The 13782-nt window shown below is 39.9% G+C and carries 13 protein-coding genes; 8 read left to right on the forward strand and 5 right to left on the reverse strand.

Annotated elements, in window-relative coordinates; all coding sequences use genetic code 11:
• The first annotated feature begins 55 nt into the window (after window positions 1–55).
• The 5 genes from Q8W26_RS10260 (at window position 56) to Q8W26_RS10280 (ending at window position 5525) form a co-directional block, all read left to right on the forward strand.
• Window positions 56–2086, forward strand: a complete 2031-nt coding sequence (locus tag Q8W26_RS10260) for a prolyl oligopeptidase family serine peptidase (RefSeq protein WP_370694275.1) — start codon at window positions 56–58, stop codon at window positions 2084–2086.
• A gap of 232 nt (window positions 2087–2318) precedes the next feature.
• The gene (locus Q8W26_RS10265; protein WP_305473281.1) at window positions 2319–2957 is read left to right on the forward strand and encodes a TetR/AcrR family transcriptional regulator; all 639 of its coding nucleotides are present in this window, start codon (window positions 2319–2321) and stop codon (window positions 2955–2957) included.
• Between the two features lie 199 nt (window positions 2958–3156).
• A complete protein-coding gene (locus Q8W26_RS10270; RefSeq protein ID WP_101215377.1) occupies window positions 3157–4815 on the forward strand; it encodes a sodium:alanine symporter family protein in 1659 nt (552 codons plus the stop codon).
• Between the two features lie 101 nt (window positions 4816–4916).
• Window positions 4917–5240 (forward strand): hypothetical protein, encoded by a 324-nt coding sequence (locus tag Q8W26_RS10275; RefSeq protein ID WP_101215378.1) that lies wholly within the window; start codon window positions 4917–4919, stop codon window positions 5238–5240.
• A 15-nt stretch (window positions 5241–5255) separates the two neighbouring features.
• Window positions 5256–5525 carry a YeaC family protein gene (locus Q8W26_RS10280; RefSeq protein WP_101215379.1) on the forward strand — a complete coding sequence of 90 codons (270 nt, stop codon included), beginning with the start codon at window positions 5256–5258 and terminating at the stop codon, window positions 5523–5525.
• A gap of 71 nt (window positions 5526–5596) precedes the next feature.
• Here the strand turns inward: Q8W26_RS10280 and ansA are convergent, their stop codons facing one another.
• Window positions 5597–6619, reverse strand: a complete 1023-nt coding sequence (gene ansA, locus Q8W26_RS10285) for an asparaginase (protein WP_101215380.1) — start codon at window positions 6617–6619, stop codon at window positions 5597–5599.
• Window positions 6620–6661: 42 nt separating this feature from the next.
• Window positions 6662–8506, reverse strand: a complete 1845-nt coding sequence (gene sppA / locus Q8W26_RS10290) for a signal peptide peptidase SppA (protein ID WP_101215381.1) — start codon at window positions 8504–8506, stop codon at window positions 6662–6664.
• A gap of 179 nt (window positions 8507–8685) precedes the next feature.
• Here sppA and Q8W26_RS10295 point away from each other — a divergent pair, with 179 nt between their 5' ends.
• The 3 genes from Q8W26_RS10295 to Q8W26_RS10305 are packed head-to-tail and all read left to right on the forward strand — an operon-like array spanning window position 8686 to window position 10889.
• Window positions 8686–9420 carry a hypothetical protein gene (locus tag Q8W26_RS10295; RefSeq protein WP_101215382.1) on the forward strand — a complete coding sequence of 245 codons (735 nt, stop codon included), beginning with the start codon at window positions 8686–8688 and terminating at the stop codon, window positions 9418–9420.
• A gap of 2 nt (window positions 9421–9422) precedes the next feature.
• The gene (locus tag Q8W26_RS10300; protein ID WP_101215383.1) at window positions 9423–10223 is read left to right on the forward strand and encodes a glucosaminidase domain-containing protein; all 801 of its coding nucleotides are present in this window, start codon (window positions 9423–9425) and stop codon (window positions 10221–10223) included.
• Window positions 10224–10889 carry a DUF2987 domain-containing protein gene (locus tag Q8W26_RS10305; RefSeq protein ID WP_101215384.1) on the forward strand — a complete coding sequence of 222 codons (666 nt, stop codon included), beginning with the start codon at window positions 10224–10226 and terminating at the stop codon, window positions 10887–10889.
• A 44-nt stretch (window positions 10890–10933) separates the two neighbouring features.
• Here the strand turns inward: Q8W26_RS10305 and ttcA are convergent, their stop codons facing one another.
• The 3 genes from ttcA to fnr all read right to left on the reverse strand — a co-directional run bounded on the left by ttcA (window position 10934) and on the right by fnr (window position 13724).
• Complete coding sequence (gene ttcA, locus Q8W26_RS10310; RefSeq protein ID WP_101215385.1) at window positions 10934–11836, reverse strand: tRNA 2-thiocytidine(32) synthetase TtcA; 903 nt, start codon at window positions 11834–11836, stop codon at window positions 10934–10936.
• 96 nt (window positions 11837–11932) lie between these two features.
• The gene (uspE, locus tag Q8W26_RS10315) at window positions 11933–12859 is read right to left on the reverse strand and encodes a universal stress protein UspE (protein ID WP_101215386.1); all 927 of its coding nucleotides are present in this window, start codon (window positions 12857–12859) and stop codon (window positions 11933–11935) included.
• Window positions 12860–12992: 133 nt separating this feature from the next.
• Complete coding sequence (gene fnr, locus Q8W26_RS10320; RefSeq protein ID WP_101215387.1) at window positions 12993–13724, reverse strand: fumarate/nitrate reduction transcriptional regulator Fnr; 732 nt, start codon at window positions 13722–13724, stop codon at window positions 12993–12995.
• Window positions 13725–13782 lie beyond the last annotated feature (58 nt).

The following is a 13782-nucleotide window of genomic DNA, read 5'->3' on the forward strand; positions in this document are numbered from 1 at the left end:
AAAATATAAAGGTTATTTAATGCAGTATTCATTAAGCAAATTATCGCTAGGGGTTATAAAAGCCAGCGCTGTCATTTCGTGTTTAGGTTTAACCGCTGCTGTATCAGCAAAAGGTTTTGATGTTGAAACACTGACTAAATTAAATAGTGTCCATTCTGCGAGTGTTTCACCTAATGGCGAATTCTTAATCTATGGCCATAAAAAGGTAAATAAAGACACCAAAGTGTCTAACTTATACTTACGCAACCTTAATGATATTAAACAACCGATTAAACAATTAACTGCGCATAAAACAACAGAGCATGACGTTGTTTGGAGTAACGATAATAAAACCATCTATTTCATTTCAGCTAGAAGTGGTTCTGCACAAGTATGGTCATTAGCATTAGATGGCGGTGAAGCGCGGCAAGTGACGGACTTACCCATTCCAGTCAACGGTATCAAATTATCACCCGATAACAAAAAAATCGCTTTGGCCTTAACCGTTTTTCCAGAGTGTAAGACAATACAATGTACTGCTGATAAGAAAAAAACGTTATCAGAGAAACCAAACCAAGGGCGCGAATACACCCAGCTAATGGTTCGTCATTGGGACACTTGGAAAGACCATAGTTACAATCACGTGTTTGTTGCTGACTTAACGAATAACCAAGCCAAGAATCTCGTTGATATCCATAAAGGCCTTAAAACCGATGTTCCTGCGAAACCATTTTCGGGCATGGAAGAGGTGAGTTTTACACCTGACAGTGCAAGCATTGTTTATTCTGCTAAATTAGGTGATCACACCCAGTCTTGGCACACCAACTACGATTTATGGCAAGTGCCTGTGACAGGTGGTAAAGCAAGTAACTTAACGGCAGCTAATACGGCATGGGATTCACAACCTGTATTTTCAAATGACGGGCGCTATATGGCCTATGCTGCTATGAGTAAACCTGCGGCCGAGTCCGATCGATTTGCAATTATGCTAAAAGATCTTGTAACGGGTAATGTAAAAGAGGTTGCTCCATTATGGGATCGCTCAGTTCGTTCAATTAAGTTTGCGCCAGACAGCCGTAATTTATATGTGACCGCTCAAGATCTAGGGCAGGTATCTGTTTTTGCCATAAACATTCAATTTGGTGACGTTAAAACATTACATAATGAAGGTAGTTCTTCTATCATCGGTGTTAGTGGTGATAACGTTATTATTAGTAAGAAAGACTTATCAAGCCCAGGTGACTTATATTCGTTAAGTAATGACGGCACGAGTCTAGAAACATTAACCAATGTTAACAAAGACGTTTTAGCCGATGTGGATTTTGGTGAATACTCACAATTCACCTTTAAAGGGTGGAACGATGAAACTGTTCACGGTTATTGGGTAAAGCCTGCGGACTTTAAGCAAGGTGAAAAGTACCCTATAGCATTCTTAATTCACGGCGGTCCACAAGGCTCATTCGGTAATAGCTTTTCAACACGTTGGAATCCACAACTGTGGGCCGGGGCTGGCTATGGTGTTGTTATGATAGACTTTCATGGTTCAACAGGTTATGGCCAGCAATTTACCGACTCTATCAACCAAGACTGGGGTGGCAAGCCGCTAGAAGACCTTCAAAAGGGCCTCGCTGCTGTAACCAAGCAACAACCTTGGTTAGACGGTGATAATGCGTGTGCGTTAGGAGGATCTTATGGGGGTTACATGGTTAACTGGATTGCGGGTAACTGGAGTAAACAATTTAAATGTCTAGTAAATCATGCTGGTTTATTTGACATGAGAATGTTCTACAATGTGACTGAAGAGTTATGGTTTCCTGAGCAGGACTTTGGTGGTAGTTACTTAAACGTTAAAGAAAACTACGAGAAGTTTAATCCAGCAAACTTCGTTCAGAATTGGCAAACACCTATGCTAGTTATCCACGGGGAAAAAGATTTCCGTGTACCTTATGGCCAAGGCTTAGCAGCGTTTACTGTCTTGCAACGCAAAGGGATTGATTCCAAGTTATTAATGTTTCCTTCGGAAAACCACTGGATTTTAACCAATGACAACAAAAAGCAGTGGTATAAAAACGTGTTGGATTGGATGGATAAATACACCGCTAAGTAATTAATAGTTAAGTCGGAAAAGTCAGGAACAAGCAAGTCTTCATTGTCTTGTAAGCTTCTGACTTTTTGTTATCTCTTGTTTGATTATTACGCACTAACATTTGTGAGTAAATAACCTAAGATTAAGAGTTATAACATGTTATTTAATTTTATCGCGACTATTCGAGATGCCACTTGACAGCGCGAACCAAAGCGTTATATTTAAAACGTTCGTTTATCAAAGGATTTTAAAAGTGCAAAAGGTCGATACAAAAACAAAAATATTAAATGCGGCTGAACAACTGTTTGCTGAACGAGGGTATGCAGATACATCGTTGCGCTTAATAACAAGTCAAGCAGAGGTTAATTTAGCATCAGTTAATTATCACTTTGGTTCTAAAAAAGAATTGATTCAAGCTGTGCTTGCACGATATTTAGAAGTGTGTGCACCTAGCCTTGAGCAGTCACTTGCTGTCCTTAATAAGAGCGATGTGCCTTTTACCCAGCATGATGTCTTTAATTGTTTGTTAGCGCCTTTACTGGAATTAAACACCTTTCGCCATCGCGGCACATCAATATTCCTACAGTTGTTAGGCCGTGGCTATATTGAGAACCAAGGTCACCTTCGCTGGTTCATCACGACACATTACGGCAAAGTGCTAACTGCATTTAATAAAGCCGTTCAAGATGCTAACCCAGACTTATCTAAAGAAGAGATTTTCTGGCGTCTACATTTTACACTCGGCACTGTAGTCTTTACGATGGCCTCAAGTAAGGCACTTATTGATATCGCCAAAGCTGATTTTGACGTTGATGTGGATATTGAAGGGCTAATTAAGCGCGTCGTACCTTTCATTTCATCGGGTGTCAGCGCTGGTGGTACCTTGCCCTAAAGCATGGCACCACAATACAGTCTATAATCAAACAAGCCACATTTTTGTGGCTTGTTTTATATTGGTGCTAATTTAGCCGCATCCATGTAATTAACCAGAAATATTGGATAAATTATCCTATGGTGCTTAATTGTTAGCTTGATTTAAGCTATCATCGCACCACTCATTACATAATAACTATAAAACTAAGGAATTTGGTGTGGAATCAATTAATAATTTCCTTCTGCTACTAGATAGCTATCTAGGCTCAGCAGGTTACTTTCCCTTTCTTCTGTTAGGAACGGGTCTGTTTTTTACTCTTTATTTGGGTTTTCCCCAAGTTCGCTATTTCAAGCACGCATGGAACGTGGTTACTGGTAAGTACGCTAAGCCAGAAGATAAAGGTGATACTACTCACTTTCAAGCGTTAGCAACTGCATTATCAGGTACTGTAGGTACTGGTAACATCGGTGGCGTTGCTTTTGCATTATTTCTAGGTGGTCCTGCGGCATTATTCTGGATGTGGGCAACGGCTTTCTTTGGTATGACTACCAAGTTTGTCGAGGTGACCTTATCGCATAAATATCGTGACCAAGTTGAAGATGGCACGATGGCCGGTGGCCCGATGTACTACATGGACAAGGGCCTGAATATGAAATGGCTCGCCGTAATTTTCGCGCTCGCGACTATTATCAGTTCATTTGGTACTGGTAACATGCCACAAGTAAATAATATTGCTGTTGGTATGCAAGATACTTTTGGTATCGAGCCAATGCTTACAGGTGGTGTATTAGCCATTATTCTAGCTTTAGTTATTCTTGGTGGTATCTCTCGCATTGCGAAAGTGACGTCAACGATTGTACCTGCTATGTCAGTAATTTATATCGTTGGTGCTTTAGCGGTTATATTCTATAACATTGAAAATTTGGTTCCTTCTTTCTTATCAGTATTTGAATACGCCTTTACTGGTTCAGCGGCTGTTGGCGGCTTCTTAGGGGCAAGTTTTGCTTATGCATTTAATCGTGGTGTTAACCGTGGTTTATTCTCAAACGAAGCGGGTCAGGGTAGTGCACCTATTGCCCATGCATCTGCGAAAACTGATCAGCCAGTGGCTGAGGGTATGGTATCAATCTTAGAACCATTTATTGATACTATAATCATCTGTACTTTAACTGGTATGGTGATCTTGTCGTCAGGTGTATGGAATCAAAAGTTTGAAAATGAATTCCAACGTTCGGATATGATCTATCTAGCTGGTGAGTACTCGGATAAAAATGAAGATGACCGTCAAGCACTGTACAAATATCTTAACCGTTATGAAAGTGATGTAGCCCCATTTAGTGGTCAAGTCCAAGTAATCGATGGTAAAGTAAATGATAGTCGTTTCACCCTAATGAATGCTCGTTCAGTTGCTGAAGATACTATTTACCGTATTGAAGACCAGCCATTTAACGGACAAATTGAGATTATCGACGGTAAGCTTACTAACGATGCAATTATTGTTGAAGGTAAATCTCTTGTTCATTCCGCCAAACTTACGACAATAGCTTTTAAACAAGGTTATTTCGGTGAGTATGGTCAATACATTGTATCGATTGGTTTATTACTTTTTGCGTTCTCGACTGCTATTGCCTGGTCATACTATGGTGATCGCGCGGTAACTTATTTATTTGGTAATAAGTGGGTTAAAACCTACCGTGTTTTCTATGTTGCAGGCTTTTTCTGGGCATCGTTTGCCGACACCACTTTAGTATGGACTCTAGCTGCTGTTGCAATTGTATTGATGACTATACCTAACTTAATTGGTATTCTGCTACTTGCAAAAGAGATGAAAACGACCGTTAAAGATTATTGGAAAAACTTTACCCCAAATGATTAACCATTAGTGGTTTCTAGTTTGAGCATTGATAAAGGCACCGACTTGTTTTAGCGGTGCTTTTTTTTGTAAAATGAATTAAATATTTTTTATGGGAGCCTGTAATGGCAATTATTTCTTGCCCCTCGTGTCAAAAGCAAATCTCTGATAAAGCGTCTATGTGTATGCACTGTGACGCAACCATTGGGCCGATATCAAAAGAGTCGATGGAGTCTTCTGCTCGTGTTCATAAAATAAAACAAGCTCAGGGAATACAAATACAAACCTTTCTTGCCCTTATCCTGTTTCTTGCCGGTTTTACAATCTGGTATTGGGATGATAAGCCTGATGAATACTGGTTTAATATAATCGGTCAGGGTATGATTGCTGTCGGTTTTTTTTGGTATCTACTCAATCGAGTAAGATTAATATTACTCAAACGTTCGTAAGTCGTAGAGGTTAACGTGCAAATAGAACATTTAATCAATAATATGTCGCCAGCTGTTTATGAAGTGATTAAGCAGGGCGTTGAGATTGGTCGTTGGCCGAACGGTGAACCATTGACTGAAGAACAACGTGATATGGCTTCTCAAGCCATGATGTTGTATCAAGGAACTCACCTTGAGCAAACTGATCATATGACCGTTGCAAAAGGTGGCACGCTCAATCAGCATAGTAAATCACAATTGCGTAATCAGTTTAATAACGACGAGATCACGCGTAGCAAGGTCTAATTAGTCTCTGTGAGACCAAAAAAAGGGGCTGACAACGATGTGTCAGCCCCTTTTTTGTTAGTAGCGGAAAACTAGCTAAGTTCGCCCGCAATGTTTTCCTGCATAATTTGCTTAATCTCATCAAAAGGCAAGTTTTTACTTAATAACCAATGAAGCTTTGTTAAAGCAGCTTCAATGGTCATATCACTGCCACTGATAACGCCACAGCGTTGTAGTGAGTTACCTGTGGCATAACCAGACATATTCACCTTTCCGCGCTGACACTGGCTAAGGTTTACAATCACTATGCCAGAGTCACTTGCTTGAGTTAGCACATCTAAAAGGGCTTGATCCTGCGGTGCATTGCCTACTCCGTAACTGAGCATTATTAGTGCTTTTACGGGCTGCTTGATGATATTGGATACCACAGTTGCATCAATACCTGGATAAAGCATAATTACACCGACAGGCTGTTCAGTGATGCTGTCGATAGAGAATGTATGTGTTTTTTGCGCGTCAACTTTAGGTGAGGTTAGTACGCCATCAACTAACTCAATATTAATGCCGACATTAATTAGTTCTGGCAAATTAGGGGATTCGAACGCATTGAAACCATCGGCATAAGCTTTGGTCGAACGATTTCCACGCAGTAGCTTGTTATTAAAAAACAAGCTAACTTCATTGATTGGGTAAAAGGCTGCCAAAAACAGTGCGTTTTGCAGGTTTGACTGACCATCAGACCGCATTTGAGCGAATGGGATTTGTGAGCCAGTGACAATGACAGGTTTATTTAACCCTTGAAGCATGAATGAAAGCGCTGACGCAGTATAAGCCATGGTATCGGTGCCATGTAGAATGACAAACCCATCATAGTCATCATAATGTTGTTCAATGTCCTGTGCGATCCGCTGCCAATCTTTTGGTCGCATATTTGACGAATCGATCAAAGGAAAATATTCATTAATCGAATATTCAGGCATTTCTGGTCTAGCAAATTCAGGATTGTTTCTGACACAATCAGTCAAGAAACCCGTCTGTGGAATATAGCCTTCAGGTGAAGGAGTCATGCCAATTGTTCCGCCCGTATAGGCGATATATATTTTTTTTCTATTCATGTTACACCATAAAAAAGTCCGGCTGAGCCGGACTAATCATTGCTATTGCTCACACTCTAGGCAATAGAGATAAAGATGTTGAGGATCATCAAATTCAGATAACTGGGACAGCTGTGAATCGACATTCGCGAGTAACTGTGCAATTGCACTTGGTCGACGAGGTTCAAGATCAAGCGAGGATACCGCCCCTTGTAGTAGGTCTCGATATAGTTCCTGCATTGGTGTAAGTTGCTTTTCAAGGACGCGTGTCGTGTAGTTTTCAAGCTTCGCGATTTTAGCAGCCTCAGTGATTGCGGTATTCAAATCACCGAGTTGGTCAACTAAACCAAGTTCCTTTGCTTTTGCACCTGACCAGACACGCCCTTGGGCAATGCTATCTACTTCTTCGATTGATAAGTTTCTTGCTTCACTTACTAGGGTTAAAAACTCACCATAGCCATGCTCAATATAAGATTGCATTAGTTGCTTGAATTCAATAGGTAAGTCACGAGTGACTGTAATACCTGCAAATTTCTTCGTTGCTACACCATCAGTGTGGATGCCGATTGAAGCCAATGAGTCCTCAAAAGTATTAATCATACCGAAAATACCAATTGAGCCTGTGATAGTGGTTGGCTGTGCAATGATTTGATCCGCATTGGCAGCAATCCAATAGCCACCAGAAGCAGCGACACTACCCATTGATGCAATGACTGGTTTGCCAGCTGCTTGAAGTGCAATAACTTCATTACGAATTTGCTCAGAAGCATAAGCACTACCACCACCAGAGTCTATTCTTAATACAACAGCTTTAATATCTTCGTTTAATCGTGCTTTCCTTAACAGCATTGATGTACTTGAACCACCAATTGTACCTTTTGGCTGATGGCCGTTAAGGATTGTGCCTTTGGCTACAATGATGGCAATATTAGCGGATTTATCTTGAGGTAGTTGCGGAGATATTAACGCTAAGTAATTATTCAGCGAGATTTTATTGTAGCTTAACTTATTTTTTGATTCGCCTACGATATCCACTAGTAATTTTGTTAAGTTGATATTGTTATCAACAACATCGACTAAGCCGAGATCTACTGCAACTTGAGTGATGTTACCATTAGCGGCTTCGACAGCAGCGAGGTAAGCTGTTGCATTGATATCAAAAGCTTGTGGTGTGATATTTCTTTGCTCTGCTACATCATTAACATATGACTGCCATAGGTCGTTTAACCAAGATTGATTTGCTGTTTTTGCCGCTGTAGACATATCATTTCTAAGGTAGGGTTCTAAAGCCGACTTATAAGTACCAACACGGAAAATGTGTGAGTTAATTTTTAACTTTTCAAACAACTCTTGATGATAGATACGATAGCGAGCAAAACCTTCTATTGAAACCATGCCCTTGTTGTTCATTAGGATTTTGTCGGCATAACTGGCAAGGTAATACTGTGCTTGGTTATAGCTACCGCCAACAGCATAAACGGGCTTGTTACTTTCTTTAAATGTGGTAATTGCTTTACCAATATCTTGTAACTTAGCGAGCGACCCTTTGGCCATGCCACTTGAGTCAATTACCAACATTTTAATATTACTGTCAGTAGTTGCATGATTAATCGCTGTTAGGACGTCACTGAGTAACGTTTCTAATTGTTTAGGCTGACCGTAGGCATCTTGGGTTAATTGATCGATAGGATTAATAGCTTCCTTTTGATCGACCAGCGTGCCTTGAATATTGATGACTAACGCTGCATTTTGAGCAGGGGTAACAGTTTTGTCTTGGCTTGCAATGACGCCAATAAAGGCGATTATTAAGCCAAAGACTAATAAGTTTAGTAATAATTTTCGCGTATTATTGATAATGGACCATAGGAGTCTAATAATGCGGAATACAATGTTGGGCTTTTTTTGCATGTAAATTCTCTGTTTGACAGTATACATTGTTACTTTAACGAATAACGCTTTATTGCGTAAGTGCGAAATTGTAACAGTTTTTTCTAAATAGCATCTAAAAGTTTAACTAAATTATTTATCAAAAAGGTGATTAACCCTATAATGTCGGCAACTTATTCTTTATATGTACCTAATTTGATATGACACCAAGTAAACCTATCGACTCATGGCAGACGCTAAAAGTAGGCTTCTCCTTAACTAAACGTAATTTTATCGCTTATTTACCGGTGCTTCTCATTGGGGTAGTTGCTTCTTATTTTGCAGTAATGCAGGTGATTGAGTACTTAGGCGTTACTCACGAACAGTTGATGGAATCGTCGGGCGGTGTGAAAGGTGACTCAATAAACCCTGAAGTATTATCACAGTTGCAGTTCGGGTTCTTTCTTGTGACGTTAGTATTTGCACCACTTGAGGTCGGTTTAATGATGATGGGTTTGAAAGCTGCTCGAGGTGGAAAGTTAGCCGCCAGTGACATTTTACACATTGTGTCTGATAGCGCGCGAATCATTATTTTATCAGTTTTCACTATCTCGCTTATCCAATTAGGCTCAATGTTGTTTTTATTGCCTGGACTATTTCTGATGATTGTTTTGTCTATGGCGCAAATGCTGATGTGCGATGGGAAAGCAACATTACTACAAGCGATCCCAATGTCCTTTAAAGCGTTAACTAAGCATTGGGCTGCCTGTTTGCTTGTTTATATTATCTTAATTGGACTACTTTTATTATCAGCAGTTATGACACTGGGTGTCGCGTTAATTTTAACTATTCCTTTTTATATGAATGTAAAAGGGCAGCTTTACCATGTCATTTTCGACAACACTTGTGAAGAACCACAAGATAACAACCATTCAGGTAATGAATTCGAGGCGTAATAATGAGATTTGGATATCTAGCAAGAGTTATCACGGCATTAGCACTACTAGTACTTGCAGTGTTTACTCTTAAAGTTTTTTTTCATCAACCAGTGACTGTTGTTGATCCTCATGTTGTGGGTAAACAAGCCTTACCACAAAAAGCTTTGTTACCAGATTTTGCGGCAATTAGTGATATTAGAGAAAAGAAGCGGGCGTTCTTTGACTTTATTCGACCAGGTGTCCGTGCCGCTAATCGTGACATCGCTTTAAATCGTCAATTTCTACTGGATTTACAGCATAAATTGAAAATCGAAGAAAACTTTGAGATTTCACCAAGTAGTTATCAGCGCTATAGTGAACTCGCACAATACTACCAGCATAAAAGTAATGACGTAAATGCTGATTCAATCGCTAAGCTATTAAGTCGTGTTGACATTATTCCTGAAGAGTTAGTGATGGTGCAAGCTGCAAATGAGTCTGGCTGGGGCACATCTCGCTTTGCAAGACTTGGCCTTAATTTTTTTGGCCAATGGTGCTTCACGCAAGGCTGTGGTTTAATTCCCCAATCTAGAAATGAAGGGGCTAATCATGAAGTGCGCGTTTTTGACTCTGTTGATCAATCAATTGCTAGTTACCTTCGAAATTTAAACACTCACCCGGCATATCAACACTTACGTGAGATACGATTAGAGTTGCGTCAGAATAATTTAGAAGTTAACCCAGAGCATTTAGCGCCAGGATTACTCAATTACTCAGAACGCCAACACGACTATGTCATCGAGTTATTACAAATGTTAAGACACAATAAGGCTTTCCTTTAAATGAAAAAAAGATTTGCGACATTAGCAACAGTATTACTACTGTCTGGTACAGTGCAGGCAGACGTTGAAACATCCTTTACCTATGGTGGGATTTATAAGAGCCTGAAAACCGCACAAAGCTCTGAGTTTTCACAGTTGTCTCTTAATTTTGTGTTATTAGAAAACACGACTAAAACATTATGCCCAACCTCAGATGTCTATCTCAGTGATGGTGAAAACAGATATGATATTAGTATGTCTGATGATGGTGAGCTGTTAATACCTTTAGACAAAAAATTAAAAAAAGATCGTGCAACTATTACTTTAAAGACACCTAAAGCAAATATGTGTCACCTATCGATGCAAATTGAGGTAGCGGAGTTTGAGCTTGAAAATACATCATCACGCAATGTTAAATCATGGGTGAAACAATTAAACGGCCTTTATGAAACATTAGCGGGTTGGCCTGGTAAATATTTTATGCCAGAGCTAACGGGGTTAGTACTCGAATTTGAGGCAAATGGCACTTCAGCAGTCTATCGTTCAGTGACGGGAGATCAGACATTTAAAGTGGACAGTGATGGCAAACTAAACTTGAGTGTCGACACGATTAATGCACTTGATACATCTGGCAAGTTTGTATTTAGTCAGTCAGTGGTTGCAGCCAAACCGATTCTTGAAAAATAACACAAGCACCCAATAGGGTGCTTTTAGTTATTTACTGCAGTGCATTAGCTTAATTCTACGATTTGAACATCAGAATTACTGGCAGCAGATTGTTTGACTACTGGCTGATCAAATGCGGTATCTCCACCCTCTATCAATGCGTCAGCAGTGATCTCTTTAAAGTTAAATAGGTCACTATCAGCAAGGTGGGAAGGAACGACATTTTGCATTGCTGTAAACATTGACTCAATACGTCCAGGGAAACGTTGAGACCAGTCGTTAAGCATCGCTTTAACTGCCTGGCGTTGCAGATTTTCTTGCGAGCCACACAAATTACAAGGAATTATCGGAAACTGCTTTAACTGAGCAAACTTTGCAATATCTGATTCAACACAATAGGCGAGGGGACGAATAATAATGTGTTCGCCATTATCACTGCCAAGCTTTGGTGGCATCGATTTTAACTTACCGCTGTAAAACATATTGAGCATCATTGTTTCAAGCATATCATCTCGATGATGACCCAGTGCAATCTTTGTGGCCCCAAGCTCTTTGGCAGTTCGATATAAAATTCCACGACGCATTCGTGAACACAGTGAGCAAGTTGTTTTTCCAGGCTCTATCTTATCCATGACAATTGAATAAGTATCTTCCTCGACTATTTTATAGTCGACACCGATACTATCCAGATAGGTTGGTAATACATGTTCAGGAAAACCTGGTTGTTTTTGATCAAGGTTAACAGCAACGATATCAAAATGGATTGGTGCTCGCTTTTTTAATGAGCACAAAATATCTAATAGCGCGTAACTGTCTTTACCACCAGATAAACAGACCATGACTTTATCGCCGTCTTCAATCATATTAAAATCACTGATGGCTTTACCAACATGACGAGAAAGACGTTTATCTAACTTCTTTAGTTTAGCTTTATCTTGAGTTGATTGTTGTTCAGGGCTTGATTGCATTTATCTAGGTACCACGGCGTTAAAAAGGCCGCTATTATAATGCGACCTAGTTCAGTAATGCAAAATTACCGCTTAAATAAACGGATTGTTACGATATTAATCACTTTGTACTGGCGAAACAAAACCATCGGGTTTGATAGCCAGTAAGTCACAGTCGATCTGATCAATGATATGCTCTGCAGTATTGCCTATAAACGCGGCTGATAATCCCGTTCGGCCTATTGTGCCGATAATCACTAATTCAGCATCAAGTTCTTTAGCTACTTCGGGAATCACATCCTCTGCTAAACCTTCTTTGATGATACAACAGCTTGTTGCAAGGTCATACTGTTGCGCCAATTGTTCTGTTGCTTGTAAGTGATGCTTATAGACCGAGCTATTATATTCTTGGGTGTTAAATTCAGGGATTTCAATTGCTATGTTGACTGGGGTTCCTGGAAAGCTATTGACAACTTTGACGTTGCCATTGATGACTTTCCCAAGATCAGTTGCATGCTGCATGACTTTTTGGTTGAGATAAATATGATCTTCATCTTCTGATACGGCATTAATTGCTGTGACAATTTGGCCGTCTTCGGGCCAGTCATGCTCTTTAACTAACAAGACGTCGCATGGTGATTTGCGTAACAAGTGCCAATCTGTAGGTGTGAAAATCACAGACTTTAATTTGTCATGCTTATGCGTTGATTTGACGAGTAAGTCAATTTGATGCTGTTGAACGTGCTTAATAGCGGCTTCGAAAGGGCGATTAAACCAAGAAACCGTTGTTTCGATCGTCAAATCATCATACTGTGCAGCTAATTCCAGAAGCCATTGTCTTTGCTGTTCTACAACACCGCTACGCATTGCTTCACGTTCATCTTGTGACAACATAGAGGTCATCTCATACGAAAGATCATAGATACATAGGAATAATGATATCTTCGCACCATAACTTCTGGCTAAGAATGCGGCTCGTGCAAGGCTTGGTTGTTCTTGTTTGCTTGGATCAACCATCACCAATATATTCTTGTATTCCATCATAAGACTACCAATAGTTTATTTTAATATACTATTGATAATAGCTTGAATCGTTACTAAGACAATATGGTTTAGGTCAAATTTTTGTTAAATAGACAAAAAAAGCCAGCGAGGCTGGCTTTTGGCGAAGAGATATTTATGAAGAGGTTGTCACACCACTCAGTTGAGCGAGAGCTTGTTTGTCAACAATCGTTATGTACTTACCTTGGACTTCAATCAGGTTATTCTTTTGAAAGCGCCCTAATAAGCGAGAGATAGTTTCAACAGTTAAACCAAGGTAGTTACCGATGTCTCCACGTGTCATCGTTAAGCGAAACTCTTTAGAAGAAAGACCTCGTTCACCATGACGGTCACCAAGACTATCGATGAATGTTGCTAAGCGCTCTTCAGCACTCCGCTTGCTAAGTAGCATCAACATGGTTTGATCGTTAAGAATTTCATCACTCATTAGGCGTAGCATCTGTTGACGTAGACGGGGCATACGACCTGAGAGTTGATCTACTGTATCAAATGGGATTTCACAAACCATTGAAGTTTCTAAAGCGACGGCAAAGCTTTGGTGTATTTCACGGCCGATGCTATCAAACCCAACAATATCACCCGCTAGATTAAACGACGTGACTTGCTCATGGCCATCAGGTGTTATTATATAGCTTTTAAAACTTCCAGAACGAATAGCATAAAGAGAACTTAATGGTTCACCTGCACTACAGATCAGTTCACCTTTTTGAATCGGTTTTTTTCGCTCGATGATGTTATCAAGCTGTCCCATTTCTGTATCATTTAATGTAAATGGAATACATAAATCAGCCATACTGCAGTTTTGACAGTGAATGCTATTGCTTCCAGAACAAGATTGAGAACTCATAATTTACTAGATTTCCGATTTACAATTGAGTTGACAGGATAGTACCATTTATTAATCG

The sequence above is a fragment of the Psychrobium sp. 1_MG-2023 genome (assembly GCF_030689115.1).
Lineage (GTDB): Bacteria > Pseudomonadota > Gammaproteobacteria > Enterobacterales > Psychrobiaceae > Psychrobium.